16 protein-coding genes are annotated in these 16983 nt (G+C 72.6%); 8 read left to right on the top strand and 8 right to left on the bottom strand.

Going from position 1 to position 16983, the window contains the following annotated elements; translation table 11 throughout:
- From IE321_RS19685 to IE321_RS19650, 8 genes are all read right to left on the bottom strand, one after another.
- Positions 1–1341 (bottom strand): FAD-dependent monooxygenase (locus IE321_RS19685; protein WP_190223903.1); only part of this gene is annotated, 1341 nt, incomplete at its 3' end.
- 41 nt (positions 1342–1382) lie between these two features.
- The gene (locus IE321_RS19680) at positions 1383–2876 is read right to left on the bottom strand and encodes a class I adenylate-forming enzyme family protein (protein ID WP_190223902.1); all 1494 of its coding nucleotides are present in this window, start codon (positions 2874–2876) and stop codon (positions 1383–1385) included.
- Complete coding sequence (kynU, locus tag IE321_RS19675) at positions 2863–4122, bottom strand: kynureninase (RefSeq protein ID WP_190223901.1); 1260 nt, start codon at positions 4120–4122, stop codon at positions 2863–2865. The genes IE321_RS19680 and kynU overlap by 14 nt, the downstream gene beginning before the upstream one ends.
- 79 nt (positions 4123–4201) lie before the next feature.
- Entirely contained in the window at positions 4202–4702 is a 501-nt protein-coding gene (locus tag IE321_RS19670) for a flavin reductase family protein (RefSeq protein ID WP_190223900.1), read from the bottom strand.
- A 5-nt stretch (positions 4703–4707) separates the two neighbouring features.
- Entirely contained in the window at positions 4708–6003 is a 1296-nt protein-coding gene (locus IE321_RS19665) for a cation:proton antiporter (RefSeq protein ID WP_190223899.1), read from the bottom strand.
- 78 nt (positions 6004–6081) lie between these two features.
- The gene (locus IE321_RS19660) at positions 6082–7677 is read right to left on the bottom strand and encodes a tryptophan halogenase family protein (protein WP_043220229.1); all 1596 of its coding nucleotides are present in this window, start codon (positions 7675–7677) and stop codon (positions 6082–6084) included.
- 54 nt (positions 7678–7731) lie between these two features.
- Positions 7732–8622 carry an alpha/beta hydrolase gene (locus tag IE321_RS19655; RefSeq protein WP_043220233.1) on the bottom strand — a complete coding sequence of 297 codons (891 nt, stop codon included), beginning with the start codon at positions 8620–8622 and terminating at the stop codon, positions 7732–7734.
- Complete coding sequence (locus IE321_RS19650; RefSeq protein WP_079021817.1) at positions 8622–9488, bottom strand: tryptophan 2,3-dioxygenase; 867 nt, start codon at positions 9486–9488, stop codon at positions 8622–8624. The genes IE321_RS19655 and IE321_RS19650 overlap by 1 nt, the downstream gene beginning before the upstream one ends.
- Before the next feature lie 612 nt (positions 9489–10100).
- Here IE321_RS19650 and IE321_RS19645 point away from each other — a divergent pair.
- The 8 genes from IE321_RS19645 to IE321_RS19610 all read left to right on the top strand — a co-directional run bounded on the left by IE321_RS19645 (position 10101) and on the right by IE321_RS19610 (position 16867).
- Positions 10101–10577 carry an RrF2 family transcriptional regulator gene (locus tag IE321_RS19645; protein ID WP_051841655.1) on the top strand — a complete coding sequence of 159 codons (477 nt, stop codon included), beginning with the start codon at positions 10101–10103 and terminating at the stop codon, positions 10575–10577.
- Positions 10578–10713: 136 nt separating this feature from the next.
- Complete coding sequence (locus IE321_RS19640; protein ID WP_079021818.1) at positions 10714–12366, top strand: MFS transporter; 1653 nt, start codon at positions 10714–10716, stop codon at positions 12364–12366.
- Positions 12367–12407: 41 nt separating this feature from the next.
- Complete coding sequence (locus IE321_RS19635) at positions 12408–14048, top strand: AMP-binding protein (RefSeq protein ID WP_190223898.1); 1641 nt, start codon at positions 12408–12410, stop codon at positions 14046–14048.
- A 38-nt stretch (positions 14049–14086) separates the two neighbouring features.
- The gene (locus IE321_RS19630; RefSeq protein WP_190223897.1) at positions 14087–14368 is read left to right on the top strand and encodes an acyl carrier protein; all 282 of its coding nucleotides are present in this window, start codon (positions 14087–14089) and stop codon (positions 14366–14368) included.
- Entirely contained in the window at positions 14365–15402 is a 1038-nt protein-coding gene (locus tag IE321_RS19625; protein WP_043220239.1) for a transglutaminase-like domain-containing protein, read from the top strand. Before IE321_RS19630 ends, IE321_RS19625 begins: the two co-directional genes overlap by 4 nt.
- Positions 15399–15653 carry a phosphopantetheine-binding protein gene (locus tag IE321_RS19620; protein WP_190223896.1) on the top strand — a complete coding sequence of 85 codons (255 nt, stop codon included), beginning with the start codon at positions 15399–15401 and terminating at the stop codon, positions 15651–15653. The genes IE321_RS19625 and IE321_RS19620 overlap by 4 nt, the downstream gene beginning before the upstream one ends.
- 191 nt (positions 15654–15844) lie before the next feature.
- Entirely contained in the window at positions 15845–16369 is a 525-nt protein-coding gene (locus IE321_RS19615) for a 4'-phosphopantetheinyl transferase family protein (protein ID WP_190223895.1), read from the top strand.
- A gap of 15 nt (positions 16370–16384) precedes the next feature.
- Positions 16385–16867, top strand: a complete 483-nt coding sequence (locus tag IE321_RS19610) for a PaaI family thioesterase (RefSeq protein ID WP_190223894.1) — start codon at positions 16385–16387, stop codon at positions 16865–16867.
- The last annotated feature ends 116 nt before the right edge of the window (positions 16868–16983 follow it).

Here is a 16983-nt window from a genome sequence, read left to right as displayed (position 1 = left end):
CTCGGCCTCGGCCGGGTCCCGGGGGCAGGGCCCCAGGTCGACGACGAGCAGCGGCGCGGCGCCGGGGGCCGCGCCCGCGTCCGGCGCGTCCCCGGCCGGGACGACGTCGCAGTCGTACGCCGCCTCCCCGGGCCGTCCTCCGGCGCCGGGCACGACCGGCACGCGTTCCCGGACGAGGCGTCCGGGCAGCCGGGTCCCGGCCACCTCCAGGGGGCGGGCGAGCACCTCGGCGGACGACGGCGCCTCCTCCGCCGACAGCCCCGCGGCCTCCGCCACCAGCGCGGGGGCGTCGGCCGCGATCCGCTCCAGCGGCAGCAGCGAGGCCCGGCTGAGCAGGTGCACCGCGAACCGCGGCGCGGGCCCGGCCAGATGCTCCGGCGCCCGCTCGAACCAGCGCATGCTCCGCTCGCCCGCCGCCCTCAGTTCGCGGACGCCCGGCATCCGCCGCCGCTGGTACTCGGCCAGCGCGGTCGCCAGGGAGTCGTCGCGCCCCAGGGCCTGGCCGAGGAGGAACGCGTCCTCCAGCGCCAGCCGGGTCCCGGAGCCCACCGAGTAGTGCGCCGTGTGCGCCGCGTCGCCGATGAGGACGACGTTCTCGTGCACGCACCGGTCCAGCCGCACGGTGGGGAAGTGCGCCCAGCGCGGGTCCTTCGCCTGGAGGGGGCGGCCGTCGAGGTGCGCGGCGAAGACCCGTGACCAGTGGCCCAGATCCCGCTCGGTGTCCTCCCGCGCCCCGCCGCTGCCGCGCGGCACCTCGACGACGAAGGTGCTGACGCCGTCGCCGTGCGGATAGCCGTGCGCGACGACGGGGCCCGCCTCGGTCTCCTCGAAGATGAAGGTCATGGCGTCGAACGCGGCGGTGGTGCCGAGCCAGGCGAACCGCGAGGTGCCGTGTCCGACGCGCGCCCCGAGCTCGGCCGCGAGCGCCGTGCGGGTCCGGCTGCGCGCCCCGTCGGCGGCGACGACGAGGTCGTGCCGGTCACGGAGCGCGTCGAGCTCGACGGGGGACTCGTAGCGGAGGTCGACCCCCGCCGCGCGTGCCTGCCCGGCCAGTTCGGAGAGCAGCCGGTGCCGGGACAGGGCCACGTAGCCGTGGCCCGCGCTGCGGAACCGGCGGCCGTGCGCCCGGATCTCGACGTCGTCCCAGGTCACCTGGGAGGTGAGGACCGCGCCCAGCGACGGGGTCATGAACTCGATGGTGCGGACGGCGGTGTCGGAGAAGACGACGCCGTAGCCGTACGTCACGTTCTCGGGCGACCGTTCGTGGACGACCACGTCCCAGTCGGGCCGGGCCTTCTTGATCTGGGTGGCGGCGAGCAGGCCGGCGGGACCGGCCCCCATGCAGGCGACCGATCCGCGGGCGCCGCCGGAGCGGGAGGCGGTCACCGGGCCGGGCCGGCCTGTTCCGCGAGCACCCGGCGGAGGATCTTCCCGGCCGCGTTGCGGGGGATCTCGGCCACGGTCCTGGCCTCCTTCGGGAGCTTGTACGAGGAGAGGCGGCCGTGCAGGAAGGCGAGGAGGGCGTCGGAGGAGAACGCGGCGCCCTCCTCGACGACGACGAACGCCAGCGGGACCTCGCCCCACACGTCGTCGGGGACGCCGATGACCGCGACGTCGGCCACCCCGTCGAAGGCGGCGACGGCGTTCTCGACCTCGGCGGGGAAGACGTTCTGGCCGCCCCGCTTGATCACGTCCTTCTTGCGGTCCTTCAGGTGGACGTAGCCGTGCGCGTCCATCCAGCCCAGGTCGCCGGTGCGGACCCAGCCGTCGACGACGGTGCGGCGGGTCTCCTCGGCGTCGCCGACGTAGTGCGACATGCGGCCCACGGCCAGCACGCACACCTCGCCGACCTCGCCCGGGGGCAGGGGACGGTTCTCCTCGTCGTGGATCTCCACCCGGATGCCCGGCACGCTCCGCCCGCTGGACTCCAGCGGGACGCCGCCGTCCTCCTCCTCGGTCTTCCCGGACAGCCAGGTGCAGAACGTGCCGCCCGCCTCCGTCATCCCGTAGACGTTCCGGAAGGCGCAGCCGAAGGCCCGGCGGGCGTCGCGGAGCAGCTCGGGGCTCATCGGCGAGGCACCGAACATGATCTCGCGCAGCCCGTTGGGGACCGTGGCGTCCTTCCCGACGGCCATCATCAGGAAGCGCAGCATCTGCGGCACCGCCCAGACGTGCGTGATGCCGCGCTCGGTGATCTGCCGCAGGACCGCCCGGGGCTGGAACTCCCGCATCACGTGCAGGGTGGCGCCGGCCGCGACGTAGTGGAGGGTCGCCGTGATGCTGCCGTGCGAGAGCGAGTTGAGGTTGAGCAGCCGCACGCTGTCGTCCACCCGGGCCTGGGCGAGCCAGGAGAGCGACATCTGCCGCAGCGCGCCCGCCGTCTGGAGCACGCCCTTGGGCCTGCCGGTCGTGCCGGAGGTGAGCAGCACCGCGAGCGGGTCGTCCAGCGAGGCGGCGAGCGGCGGTGCGGCCCGGCCCGCGACGAGCACCTTCTGGAACTCCTCCGTGTCGAACACGGTCGTCCGGTCCTCGGGAAGGCCGAGCCTCTCCACCGGGCGGCGCTCGCCCAGGACGTGCCGGATCTCCATGCGCTCGGCGGCGTCGGCGAACTCGGTGGGCGACATGGCGTGGTTGACCGGGACGAAGGGCGCGCCGAGGTGGGCCAGGGCGAAGTAGCTCACGACCACCTCGATCCGGTTGCGCGAGTACACCGCGACCCGGTCGCCGTGCCGGATGCCGGTCTCGTCCAGGTGGGCCGCGAGCGAGTGCGCGGCGGACCTGAGCTCCAGCCAGGTGAGGGCGCGGTCGCCCTCCACGACGGCGTGCGCGTCGCCGCGCTGCTGGCAGTGGCGGTCGAGGATGTCACTGAGCCACATGGGTCTCTCCGATGAGTCGCTGCGCGGGTGCCGTCCGGTCGTGCGGGCGGCGGTTCGCCTCCGCCAGGTCGCCGAGGACGGTGACGGCGTCGTGGATGTCCGTGTACGAGACGTAGAGGCTGTTGAAGCCGAACCGCAGCAGGGTGGGCGGGCGTACGTCGCCGATCACTCCGCGGGCGGCCAGCTGGTCCATGAGGCGGGCCGCGTCCGGGTGGCTCAGCGTGACCTGGCTGCCGCGGCGCGCGTCGTCGCGGGGGGTGACCAGCTCGAAGCCGAGGCCGGCGAGGCGGGCGTCGAAGCACTCGATGAAGAACCGTCCGAGCCCGGTGTTCTTGGCCCGGATGTCGGCGACGGACACGTCGTCGAAGACGTCCAGGGCGGCGTCGAGGGCCGACAGCGACAGGATGTGCGGGGCGCCGATGCGGAACCGCGCCATGGAGTCGGCCGGGCGGTAGTCGGGCGTCATGGCGAAGGGCGCGGCGTGGCCGAGCCATCCGGTCAGGGGCTGGTCGGCGGCGGCGTGGTGCCGTCGGGCGACGTAGAGGTACGCCGGGGCGCCGGGGCCTCCGGACAGGTACTTGTAGCTGCAGCCGACCGCGAGGTCGACCCCGTCCGCGTCCAGCGCGAGGGGCAGTGCCCCGGCGGCGTGGCAGAGGTCCCACACGGTGACCGCGCCCGCGCGGTGGGTCCGTGCGGTCAGGTCGGCGACGTCGTGGGTCTCGCCCGTCCGGAAGTCGACCGGGCTGCCCAGGACGACGCCGACCTCGTCGCCGTACGCGTCCAGGGCGGCGGGCAGTTCGGCCATGGGCACCTGGCGGAGTTCCAGGCCGAGCATCCGGGCGACGGACGCGGCGAGGTAGCGGTCGGTGGGGAAGCCGTCTCCGTCGGAGAGGAGGATCCGGCGGTCCGGCCGGAGCCGGGCGGCCGTCGTCAGCGCGTTGAAGAGCTGGACGGAGGTGGAGTCGCCGGTGACGGTCTGCCCGGGGGCGGCGCCGATCAGCCGGCCGATGCGGTCGCCGACCCGCATCGGCGCGTCCAGCCACCCGTCGTCGGTCCAGCCCTTGATCAGGTGGTCGCGCCACTGGCGCCGCACGGTGCGGTCCAGGGCGGCGGGGGTGCCGGCCGGCATGGCGCCGAGGGAGTTGCCGTCCAGGTACACGACGCCGGCGGGAAGCTCGAAGCGTTCACGGGCGGGTGCGAGGGGGTCGGCACGGTCCAGCCGCTCGGCGGTGGCTCGGCTCGTCATCTGGGTGTCTCTCCGATCGGGTGGGGGCCGGCGGGCGGGCGCGGGCGTCGGCGGACGCCCGGTGCCGGGGCGGCTCGGGTCAGGCTTCGGGCCAGCTGCTGTAGCGCCGGCGTCCGTAGAGCAGGGGAGGGCGGTCCGGGGCGGTGGTGACCCCGAGGACCTCGCCGAACACCACGACGTGGGTGCCTCCGTCGGCGGTCCGGCTCACCCGGCAGTCGGCGATGGCGTGGGTCTGGTCCAGGAGGTGGGGGCCGCCGGGGCCGGGCTTCCACGGCACCCGGTCGAAGCGGTCGGCGTCACCGGAGGCGAAGAGCTCGGCGGTGGAGCGCTCCTCGCCGTGCAGCAGGTTGACGGCGAAGGTCCCGCTCTCCAGGAGGGCCGCGAGCGTAGGGCTCTCGGCGCGCAGGCAGACCAGGACCGTCGGCGGCGACACGCTGAGGCTGCACAGCGAGGAGCAGGTCATGCCCCACGCCCGTCCTTCGCGGTCGTGCGTGGTGACGACGGAGACCCCGGTGGGGAACTCCGACATCAGGGTGCGGAACTCTCCGGGCGCCACCGGCTGGGGAGTCGTGGTCGACATGTCGGTCAAGGAACGTTTCCTCTCGCGGGTGCGAGGCCGGGCGCCGCGTCCCGGTCCGGCAGACGGCGGTGCTCGGCGCGGTCGATGGCCAGCAGGGCGGGCCCGGTCAGGGCCGTGGTGACCAGGGCCATGACGAGGAGCGCGAGGTAGAGGGTGCCGGTCAGCACCCCGGCGCTGTAGCCGAGCTGGAGCACGATCAGCTCGGTGAGCCCGCGGGTGTTCATCAGCGCCCCGGCCCGCAGCGAGTCGAAGTGCCCGTACCGTCCAAGGCGCGCACCGGCGTACCCGCCGATCCCCTTGCCGGCGATCCCGAGCAGGACGGTGAGCGCGATCAGGACGGACGACGCGGAGGCCAGCGCGTCGGTCAGCACGGTGACGCCGCTGACCACGAAGAAGACGGGCACCAGTCCGTGCCCGACTGCGGTCACGCCCGCCACCGGGCGCCGCCACGCCCGGCTGTGCCGGCGGGGGACGGCGAGTCCGGCGAGCAGGGCGCCCACGATCGCGGTCATGCCGTGCTCCTTCATGGCGAAGGCCAGGGCGACGGCGAAGAGCGCGAGCAGGACGGCGGCCGTCCGGGGCGCCCGCTCGCAGCCGCGGACGAGCGGCCGGGTGCCGAGCAGCGCGCGGACGGCCACCGCCACCAGGACGCCCGCCGTGAGGACGCCGGCCGCTTTGAGGAAGCCGCCGAGGTCGCCGGAGCGCAGGCCGACGGCGACGGGGAGGAGCAGCCAGGCCAGGCAGTCGATCACGACGGCGGCGAGGAGCGTGGTGCGGCCGGTGTCGGTGTCGACGAGCCCCCGGTCGTCGAGGATCCGGGCCAGGACGGGCACGGCCGTGATCGACATGGAGACCGCGACGACGAGCAGGAAGGAGGCCAGCGGCGCGGTGCCGCGGGCGGCCCGGTCGTCGGTGAGCAGGATCCAGCCGGAGAGCAGGAGTCCGGCACCGAACGACGGCAGGAACGATCCGGCGACCAGCCACCAGGTGGGCTTGGACCGGGACCGGGCCGAGCCCGTGTCGAGGTGGCCCGCCAGTCCCACCATGAACAGCACGAGCCCGACCTCGGAGATCGTCCTGAGGTCGCCGAGCACGGGTTCCGGAAGGAGCGTACGGAAGGTCCCGGGGCCGACCAGGTGGAGCAGGACGGGGCCGATCAGCAGACCGGCCACGATCTCGCCGATCACCTCGGGCTGGCGGGTGGCGCGGGCCATGAGCCGACCGGCGCGCACGACCAGTACCGCGACGCTGAGGACCGCCAGCAGATGGGCGGCTCGGAGCAGGAGTTCTGGGGCGCTCACGGAGATCCTGTCGGTGTCGGGAGGGGGAGGCCGACCGCCCGGGCACGGGGGTTGGAGCCCGGGCGGCCGGCGGCTTCTCTACTTGCCGTGGAGCTGGCGCAGGTAGTCGTAGGTGCTGGGCAGGGTGCGCAGCAGCTCCTCCTCGCGCTTCTTCACCTCGGCGAACTTGGCCTCCGCGGTCGCGATCGAGTCGGGGCGGTGGGCCAGCGCGGGCATGGTGTGATCGGGCAGGAAGTCGAGGCCCGCGAACATGCAGTAGTAGTTCGCGTTGCTCCAGAAGTTGCGGAACTCCGCCTCGAAGTTGCCGTAGTAGCCGCTCTCGTCCGTGATCGGCAGGTTCACGCCGAGGCCGGACTTGTAGAGCGCCACCTTCTCCTTGAAGCCCTCGGCGAGCTCCAGCTCCTTGCAGGCGCGCCAGAACGGCGTGTCGTTGCGCGGGGCGAAGCTGAAGTGGGCCTGGATGAAGTCCCGCGTGTCGTCGAACATCGTCTCGATCTCGCTGTTGAAGCGGTGGGTCAGGACGGGGTCGAAGCGCTTGTCGGGGAAGTTCTTCACGAGCTGGTACAGGGCCGCGTACACGAAGTAGATGCCGGTGGACTCCAGCGGCTCCAGGAAGCAGGAGGCCAGACCGATGCCCACGCAGTTCTTGACCCAGGCGCGGCGGTTGCGGCCGACGCGGAACTTGACGTGGTTGAGGGGCTGCGTCTCGGGGTCGAGGCCCCACATGCGGCAGAACTCCTCGGTGGCCTCGTCCTGGGTGGCGAAGCGGCTGGAGTAGACGTAGCCCGTGCCGAAGCGGCCGAGCATCGGGATCTTCCAGGTCCAGCCGGAGGACATCGCGATCGAGGAGGTGAAGGGCTCGATGCCCTCGGCCTCGTCGTCGTGGGGCACCTGCGTGGCGACCGCGCGGTCGTTCAGCAGGTGGTCGCTCATGTCCAGGAACGGTTCCTTCATCGTCTGGTTGATGAGCAGGCTGCGGAAGCCGGAGCAGTCGACGAAGAGGTCGGCCTCCAGGGTCAGGCCGCCCTCGGTCCTGATGGAGGTGATGTGGCCGCGCTGGTCGATCTCCGCGCTGACGAACTTGTCCTCGATGTGGACGGCGCCCTGGCGCTGGGTGGAGAAGCGGCGCAGGAAGTCCGCGACCAGGTTGGCGTCGAAGTGCCAGGCGTAGCTGGCCCACTTGGTGCCGTCGAGGTAGCGCGGGGAGAGCTTCTGGTCGAAGACGGCCGGCTGCGGGTAGCAGGCGCGGTCGAACGGCTCCTCGGTGAGGCCGTTGAGGCGCTTGTGCGTCCAGTAGTGCGAGAGCGGCAGGTTGTCGTGCTCGGGCAGCAGGCCGAAGAGGTGGTCGAAGTGGTCCTTGCCCTGGCCGAAGGTGCGGCCGTCGGACTGGCCGGCGCCCGGGGTGCGCCAGTTGACGAAGCGGATGCCCATCTTGAAGCTGGCGTTGCACTCCGGCATCCACTCCTCCTCGCGCAGTCCGAGGAAGTCGAAGAACACCTTCTGGAGGTTGGCGATGGTGGCCTCGCCGACGCCGATCCTGGGTATCGCGGGCGCCTCCAGGACCGTGATCTTGACGGTGTCGCCCAGGGCGCGCCCCAGGTAGGCGGCGGACATCCACCCGGCGGTGCCGCCGCCGAGCACGACGATGCTCTTGATCCGGTTGTCAGTGGTCATGGCTGTGTAACCCCCAGTGGGTCGGTGGTGGGGAGAGGGGCGGCGGGGCCGTCTTCACGCGGCCGTCAGCCCCAGTCGGCGGTGGACGGCCCCGCCCAGTGCGGTGGCGGGGTCGTCGAGGTCGAAGGTGATGTCGAAGTGGTTGCGGTGGGAGACGACCAGCTCGCGCACCTCGGGCGAGCGGCCGGTGACCGCCGCCACCAGGTCGTCGTGCTGCCGGCGGAACTCGTCCGTCTCGGCGCCGCCCCGGGCCACCACGAGCGGCGGGAGGCGCTCGGGCAGCCGGTGCAGCGGGCTCATCAGGCGGGCGGTCTCCTCGGTCAGGCCGAGGGGCTCGTTGACGTAGGTGAGCCGGAGCGGTTCCAGGTCGTAGACCCCGCTGAGCAGGACGGCGCCCGCGAAGGCGTCGGCCGGGTGGCGGCCGGCCGGCCGCCAGTCGTCCAGCAGGGCCATGAGCACCAGATGGGCCCCGGCGGAGCTGCCGCTCAGGACGATCCGGCGCTCGTCCACGCCCAGTTCGGCGGCGTGGGCGACGAGCCAGTCGAGGCCCCGGCGCACCTGGGCGACGATCTCCTCCAGCCGGTACGCGGGAGCCAGACCGTAGTCGAGGGCGGCGAAGGCGGCCCCGGCCGGCACGGTCCGCCGGGCCGGGAAGGACGACTCGTCCTTGCTCAGCTCCTGCCAGTAGCCGCCGTGGACGAACACCAGGAGGGGGGCGTCCGGACGGGCGGCCGGGAAGAAGTCCAGCGTCTCGCACGGCTCGGTGCCGTACGGGACGCCGGCGCGGACGGCGAGCGCGCTCCTGGTCCGGGCGCTGCGTGCGGCGTACTCGTCCAGGAACACGCCGATGTCGTCGACGCGGGAGCTGGGGGAATACTGCCGGTCCAGGGTGCGCTGGTCGTAGGGGCCGTAGACGAGTGTGTCAGGTCCGTCGTGCGTCGGCATCAGAACTCCGTGCGGACGGACCAGAGTTCGGGGAAGAAGCGGTGCTCGGCGACCCGGCGGAGCCATTCCACGCCCAGGGTGCCGCCGGTGCCGGGCTTGTGGCCCATGATGCGCTCGACGGCCAGCAGGTGCGTGGTGCGCCAGCGGGAGTACTGGTAGTTCAGCTCCGAGAGCGCCTCCGCGAGGGCGTGCAGCTGGGGGTCCTCCTCCGGTGACCGGTAGATCGCGCCCCACGCCTCCTCCACGAGCGCGTCCGGCACGTACGGCTCCGCGAACTCCACCGGCACGCACTTCTCGGGGATCCGGCCCCTGCGGTGCAGCACGGCGAGTGTCGCGTCGTACAGGCTGGGCGCCTCCAGGACGGCGGTCACCTGCTCGTGCAGCCAGGGGACGGCGTGGTACGCCTCGGCCATCCGGCGGACCTTGTTGCCGAGGGAGAACTCCAGCTGCCGGTACATGTACGACTGGAAGCCGGAGGCCGACCCCAGCTCGTTCCTGAAGTTGGCGAACTCCCGGGGGGTCAGCGTGCTGACCGGCTCCCAGCAGGCGGTGAGCACCCGCTGCGTGCGCTCGATCCTGCGGAGGTACCACAGGGCGTCGTCGATCCTGTCGTCGAACAACAGGTCACGGACGCGGTTGATCTCGGTGAACAGCAGCTTGAACAGCAGCTCCTGGACCTGACCCGTGATGTAGAAGGTCAGCTCCGCCGGCTCCTCGGTGCGCGGGTGCTGAAGGCTCAGGAGCGCGTCGACGCTGTGGTAGTCGATGTACGGGGTGCTGTTCTCGTTGACACGGCCCACGCTGAAGTCCAGGACCGGCTCGCCGTTCGTCTGCTCGGACTGCGCGCGCCGCTCCTCCTCCGTCATAGCGCGATAGGCGCGGGGTCCTCGGGTAACTCCCTCGGCTGCCATGCGTGATGAACTCCAGTCCTGCTGGGTGGGCCCTGGAACGGCGACTCGGCCGAGGGCGCACGATGGGGCGAATTCCGGTGTGCGGGTGGTTCCCGAAGGGGCGGTCGAATCCGCGCGCCTACAAGGGCGGCGACCGCCGGGTCGGTCCGGTTCGGTGACAACCAAAGTGCAACGTCGCGCTCTGGTGGTGAAGTTGGCCGCCCTCCCTTGGTCAACAGGGCGCAGCACGGGTCGGGACCTTACGGGACGTCATTTTCGGCGTCAAGAATGTAGAGGCGACTCCAAGGGGGGTCCCTCTACGCGAATTAACCCTTGGGCCAACTGCGCCGGGCGGCCCGGCAGGGCTTCCCTCCGGTGTAATTCCCTGTGGCCGACGTCACGTGGATCGCATCCCCGTGTGTGCGGTTTCCGGAGCGTCTGTGCTCCTTTGCCGGAGCCGTCGCGCATCGGCATATGAACGGATTACGGAGTCGAAGTGGCATGCCGGGGAACGGCGTTCGGGGGCGGGCCGGCCGGAGCCGGGCCTGGGCCGGAACCAGGACAACTGCTATCCTGAGTGTCGTGAAGATGTCGTCGACGGTCGAGTGGACAGTCCATGTGTGCCTCACGCTGGCATGCGCCCCCCCTGGGACATTGATGCAGGCCGGAGCCCTGGCCGAGTTCCATGGACTCCCGAAGGCCTACCTCACGAAGCAGCTCCAGGCCCTGGTGAAGTCCGGGATCATGCGCTCCACGCCAGGGGTCCGCGGTGGCTTCTCGCTGGCGCGCCCCAGCAGCGAGATCACCCTGATGGACATCGTCGCGGCCGTGGAGGGCCGTGCCGACCTCTTCCAGTGCGCGGAGATTCGCAAAAGCGGCGTGATCGCCGAGTCCGGCCTGAGCAACGTGAATCTTCCGTGCATTGTTCAGATCGAGATGACGAAGGCCGAAATGGCCTGGAGAAAGGCCTTGGCGGCGCAGACACTTGACGGACTTGCCCGCCGTCTCGAAAAGGGTGCGCCACGTGTGGTGGACCTTACTCGGCAGTGGATCTCCGCCATCTGAACCAGCCCGCCCCCGCTCTTGTTCGCTTGCTCCGGGATGCCCCCGGCGTAGGGTGATTCGCCGTGTCGACGCGAGCCCCCTCACCCGTGGGCAACCCTGGCATGCCCACTATTCGCAACAAAAGGCAGAAGGTGCCATGACCACCAGCGCGACCACCCCGCTGAATTCGGACTTAACGCGACCCCGCTCCCCGGGCGTCGCCGTGGCCATCGTTCTGGTGGCCGCGTTCCTCGTCCTCGCCGACACCTCGATCGTGAACGTGGCGGCCCCCGTCCTGCAGAGCGACCTCGGCGCCAGCTTCGCCCAGACCCAGTGGGTGGTGGCCGCCTACCAGCTCACCTACGCGGTGCTCCTGATCACCGGCGGCCGGCTCGGCGACCTCTACGGCCGCAGGCGGCTGTTCGTGGTCGGCCTCGTCGGCTTCGTCGTCACCTCGGCCGCCTGCGGCTTCGCGACCAGCCCCGCCGTGCTCATCGCGGCGCGCGCCCTCCAGGGCGCCACGGCCGCCCTCATGTACCCGCAGACGCTCGCCGTCATCCAGGTGGTCGTGCCCCCCGAGCGCCGGCCCAAGGCGTTCGCCGCCCTCGGCATGGTCGTCAGCGGCGCCACCATCGCCGGCCCGATGATCTCCGGCGTCCTCATCCAGCTCGACCTCTTCGGCAGCAGCTGGCGGCCGGCCTTCCTGCTGAACCTCCCCATCGGCCTGCTCGGCGTGCTCGCCGCGGTCAAGTTCCTCCCCGAGTCGCGCTCGGAGCAGGCCCGCAGGCTCGACCTCCCGTCGGTGCTGCTCGTCACCGCCGCCCTCGGCTGCCTCATCTACCCGCTGATCGAGGGCCACGAGCGCGACTGGCCGTGGTGGACCGTCGCCCTGATGGTCCTGTCCCTCCCGCTGTTCGGCGCCTTCCACCTCCGCTGCACCCAGGTGCACCGGGTGACGCAGTCGGCCCTCGTGCCGCCGTCCCTGTGGCGGGACCGGGCGTTCACCGTGGGACTGGTCATGTACGTGCTCGCCTACTCGGGCATCGCGTCGTTCTTCCTCTACCAGTCGTTGATGCTTCAGTTCGCCTATGGGTATAGTGCCTTGGCCGTCGCGGCGATCATGAGTCCCTTCGCGATCGGCTCGATGGTCGGCTACTACTCGTCGACCCCCTTCGCCAAGAAGACCAGCGGCCGTGTGGCCGTCGCCGTGGGCGCACTGATCTGGGCCGTCGGCGACGTCGCCGTGGGCGCCACCACCCTGCTCGCCGGGAACGGCCTCAAGGGCTGGTACTTCGTTCCCGCCTTCGTCATCGCCGGCTTCGGTCTCGGCATCGCCCTCGCCCCCCTCCTCGGAGTGGTCCTGGGCTCGGTGCGGAGCTCGGACGCCGGCTCCGCCTCCGGAACGCTGAGCACCGGTCAGCAGGTCGGCGCCGTCCTGGGCGTGGCCCTGATCGGCGTCGTCTTCTTCGGAACGCTCGGCAGCGCCGCCGAGAGCTCCGCCGAGCAGCGGGCCGGCACGGTGCACGCCTCCGTCGCCGCCGCCGCGGGCCCCGAACAGGCCGACCGGCTCACCCAGGAGTTCACGACCTGCGTCATCGCCCAGGGCGAGGGCGGCACGGCCGCTGACGGACCGTGCCACGCCCTGGTCACCGGAACCGACACCACCGCGGCCACGCACCTCGTGGAGGCCGGACGCCACGACTACCGGATGGCCTACGGCGTGAGCGCCTTCGTGCTCGCGGCCGCCGCCGCCCTGGTCGCCCTCGGCGTCAGGTTCCTGCCGCGCCCCGCGCCCGCCCCCAAGCCGTGAGACCGGCCGTGGACCCCCACGGCCAGAACGGACCTTCCCACATGACCGAAACGTTACTGCGGCTCATGGAGAGCCGAGGTGCGCTCTCCTCGCTCACCTTCGTCGAGGAGGACCGCACCCTCTCCCTGGCCGACCTGCTGGCCGAATCCCGCGCGACCGCGGCCGGGCTCATAGCCCGGGGCGCCGCCCCGGGAGACCGCGTCGCCTTCATCATGCAGAACGGCAGCGGCTTCCTGAAGCTGCTCTTCGGCGCCCAGTACGCCCACGCGGTGCCCCTGTCCATCGCCCTCCCCTTCGGCTACGGAGGGGTGGACGGCTACATCGAGCACGTCCGCGGCATCCTGGAGGACGCCGACGTCCGGCTCCTCGTCGTCGACCCCGACCTGGCCCGCGTCCGCCGCGCCCTGGCCGAGGCACTGCCCGAGGTCACCGTCGTCTCCGCCGAGGACCTGGACACCCAGGACCTGACCGCGGTGCCCGAGGGCTCCGGCGACCCCGACCGGCCGGCGTACATCCAGTACACCTCCGGCAGCACCTCCCGGCCCAAGGGCGTGCCGCTCACCCACGCCAACGTCATCGCCGGCCTGCACGCCCTCGCCACCCCCTCCGGCACCACCAGCGAGGACCGCTGGGGGCTGTGGGTGCCGCTCTTCCACGACATGGGCATGTTCTGCCTGCTGACCGCGCTGTCCGCGGGCGCCGACGTGGTGCTGTGGCGGCCGCGCGGCGGCATCAGACGACCGCTCGAATGGCTCCGCCGGTTCGCCGCCGAGGGGTGCACCCACACGGCCGCGCCGAACTTCTTCGCCGACGCGCTCGTCGAAGCCGCCAAGGCGGCCGAGGCCCCGCTGGAGCCCGCCGACCTGTCCGCGTGGCGGGTCTGGTGCAACGGCGCCGAGACCGTCAACGCCCACTCGCTCGCCGCCTTCGAGAAGACCTTCGCCTCCTGGGGCTTCCGGCCGCGCTCCATGTGTCCGGTGTACGGCATGGCCGAGGCGACGCTCACCGTCACCTTCCCGCCCTCCCGCCGCGAGCCCGTGGTGCGCTGGGTCGACCGCGAGGCCCTCGCCGGAGGGACCTTCGTCCCTTCCGGCGAAGGACCGGGCGCGCGCCCGCTCGTCGGCGTGGGCCACCCCGTGCCCGGCGTCGAGGTCCGCGTCTGCGGCGACGACGGGCCCCTGCCCGAGGGCAGGGCCGGGGAGATCGAGATCACCGGCCCTCCCGTCATGGCCGGCTACTACCGCCGCGAGCGCGGGGACGAGTGGTCGCCCGACGGCTGGTACCGCACCGGGGACATCGGCGTGGTCGCCGACGGCGAGCTGTTCATCTTCGGCCGCAAGAAGGACATGATCGTCGTCCGGGGCGTCAACTACTACGCGGAGGACGCCGAGACGGTCGTCCGCGACCTCCCCGGGGTCTTCCGCAAGCGGTGCGCCGCCGTCGCCGACGACGACCACCTCGCCCTCGTCGTGGAGACCTCCCTGGAGACCGAGGAGGAGCGCGCCGCGCTCGTGGCCGAGTGCCACCGGCAGATCCGGTCCCGCATGGGCCTCGACCGGGTCACCGTCCACCTCGCCCCCACCCGCTTCCTGCCGCAGACCAGCAGCGGCAAGGTGCAGCGCCACAAGCTGCGCTCCTCCCTCGGCGAACTCGTCGCCGACGGCTCCGGTGGTCGTGCGTGACCACCTCCGCGGAACAGAGAACCGAAAGGAACCCGAACGTGGGGACGACCGCTCCCGCCGACGTCACGGCCTCCGTCCTCGACGCGCTCGCCGCCGAACTGGGCCTCGAGCCCGACACCGTGGCCCCGGACGCCGAACTCTCCACGCTCCCCGGCATGGAGTCCGTGAAGCTCCTGCGGATCGTCAGCGCGCTGGAGGAGACCCACGGCGTGGCCCTCGACGACGACGCCCTCTTCTCCATCGAGACCGTGGACGACCTGGTCCGCGCCCTGCGCGGCGAGCCGGCCGCGGACGGGACCGCGGGGGAGTCCGGGACGTGACCCGGCCCACCGGCGCCCCGGCCCCGGCCGGGGCACGGGGCGCGGACGGCTGGCTCGACGCCCTGCACCGGATCGTGCCCACGCCCGACCGGTACCTGCGCTTCGACACCGACCGCGACAGCGCTCTCGCCGTCATGCGCTGCTCGCCCGAGGTGCTGGACCGCCTGATGGAGGCCGGGCTGCGCCACCGCACCGAAGGCGACCGGGTCCTCTTCGACGACAGCGACATACGCAACGTGGCCGCCGCCTCCGGGTCGGGCGGCTCGGTGCTGGAACTGGTGCAGCGCTACCTGTTCCGCTTCGCCGTCTCCGACCCGTCCGAGTGGACCGACGCACGCGCCTGGGCCATCCGGAACCTGGGCGCCTGCCCCGACGACCCCGGCTGCCGCGAGCCCTGGCAGTTCGCTCCGCTGGCCGCCGGGGACTTCGCCGGGCGCTCGTGGGACGAGCGGGTGACCGACGGTCCGGTGGACGCGCGCGGCGCGACCGTCGACGGCCACCCGCCGCTGGCCGAGTTCACCGCCACCGTACGGACCGTCGGCGCCGTGCGGAGGGTGCGCGACCCGCTCGTCCGGGACGCCTTCCACACCTCGCTCCAGGAGATGCGCACCGGCCGCATGTACTACCAGGCGATGCCCACGGAGCTGCGCAACGACCCCGAGGCGGCCCGGGCCAACGGCACCGCCAACTGCATCAGCGTCAGCCTCCACCTGGAGCGGGTCTTCACCGACGCCGGCCTGGAGGCCCGCACCCGCAAGGGCTACCTCATGGGCATCCTCGGCAGCGACCACTCCTGGGTGGAGGTCCGCGAGGACGGCGAGTGGAAGGTCGTCGACCCCGTCTTCGCGCTGCTCGGCCTCCGGCAGGGTGCCTCCGAGGAGTTCGTCGAGTTCTGCCTCGGTTCCGTGCCCAACCGGCTCGTCCCCTGCGACTGCCCGGCCGACCTGGAGACCGTGCGCCACACCCATCAGCAGTCACCGGCCCCCACGCGCAACGTGGTGCTGGTCAACCCCCTCAAGGAGATCCCCTCATGAACGGCCGCGCGCTCCTCGCCCAGTGCATATCCGCGCCCGCGATCCTCGACACGCTCGCCGACGACGAGGACCTCAGGGAGGCCGGGCTGAACTCGGGCGAGATCGTCCTGGCGGTGATGCGCCTGGAGGACACCATCGGCAGGGCCCTGGACGACGACGAGATCACCTCGATCACCACCATCGCCAGCATCGACGCGCTCCTGCCGACCGGCGAGGCGGCCCCGCCCGCCCCGGTCCAGGACGCGGCGTAGCCACCGTGCCGCCCCCGGCCGCGCCCGCGGATCCGGACCCGGGCCCGGATCCGGACCTGGCGGACGCCGTCGCGACGGGTGGTGGCCCGCCCGCCGGAACCGTCCTCGGACTCGCCCACGCGCCGGAGACACCATCCCGCACAGAGCCCCACGCCCCGCCCCACGTCCTGCACGAGGCGGAGCACCGGCTGATGAGCACGCTGCCGCCCGCCCGCCACGAGGACTTCCGGCTGGGCAGGACGGCGGCCGCCCTCTGTCTCATCCGGCTGGGCGTGCCGGGACCCGTCCTGGCCGACGGCAGGCTGCCGCGGTTCCCCGCCGGCGTCACCGGCTCGATCAGCCACCGCGCCGGTACGGCGGTGTGCCTCGGCGCCGGCCCGGGGATCCGCGCGGTCGGCGTCGACCTCGAACGGGCCGAGGCCCTGCCCCCGGCGGCGGCCCGGCTCGTCTGCTCCGAGGACGAGCGCGCCTGGCTGGCGGGACGGCCCGGCGCGGCCCGTCACCTGACCGCGCTGTTCTCGCTGAAGGAGTCGCTGTACAAGGCGCTCTGCGCGCTGGGGGAGCCGGTCCGGGGGCTGAAGGAGCTGGCCTGCCCGGTGGACCTCCTCGGCGGCCTGCCCGTCGCCGGGGAGTTCACCGTGCGCGGCGTCCGGTTCGAGACCGGCGGCGTCCGCACCTCACGATCCGTACTGACCTGGGCAGTTGCCCGCACCTGACGGCAAGGACGACTCATGCGCAGTTACCACCGGCTCCTGGACCGGATCGTCGCCGGCGACGCGAACCCGCCCGCCGTCGTCGAGGCCCTGCGCCTGCCCGGCATCGACGGCTGGGCGGCGGACGGCCGGGTCTGGGGCACCTGGGAGGTGGACCCGGTCGTGGTCGGCCCCGGCGGGGTGTTCGGCGGGTACCTCGCGGCCGTCGCGGACAGCTACTCCGGCGTCTGCATGTACACCGTCCTGGAGGACGGCCAGTGGCTCGCCACCCGTGAACTCACCACCCGCTTCCTGCTGCCCGTCACCGGAGGGCGGGTGCGGACCGAGTCCACCGTCGTCCGCACCGAGGGCCGGCGCGTCTGGGTGGACACCGTCTTCACCACCGACGACGGACTGAAGGTCTGCACCGCCCAGGCCGTCCAGGTCGTCGTCGCGAGGAAACCCGCCGCCGGCGCCCCGCCCCGCCCCGCGTCCCCGGCACTGCCGCAGGTCACGCCGTAGCCGCCGACGCCTGCCCGGGGACTCCCGCGCGACCACACGCCCCGGCGGCCCCGCCCGTACCGCCCGCCCGTCAGCACCGCCCGCCCCGCCCGCCCGCACCGTTTGGAGACCCGCCC

Origin of the sequence: Streptomyces hydrogenans (assembly GCF_014656075.1) — a bacterium.
Taxonomy (GTDB): Bacteria; Actinomycetota; Actinomycetes; order Streptomycetales; family Streptomycetaceae; genus Streptomyces; species Streptomyces hydrogenans.
Note: the sequence above shows the minus strand (reverse complement) of the source record. Positions and strands in the feature narration are given on the sequence as shown.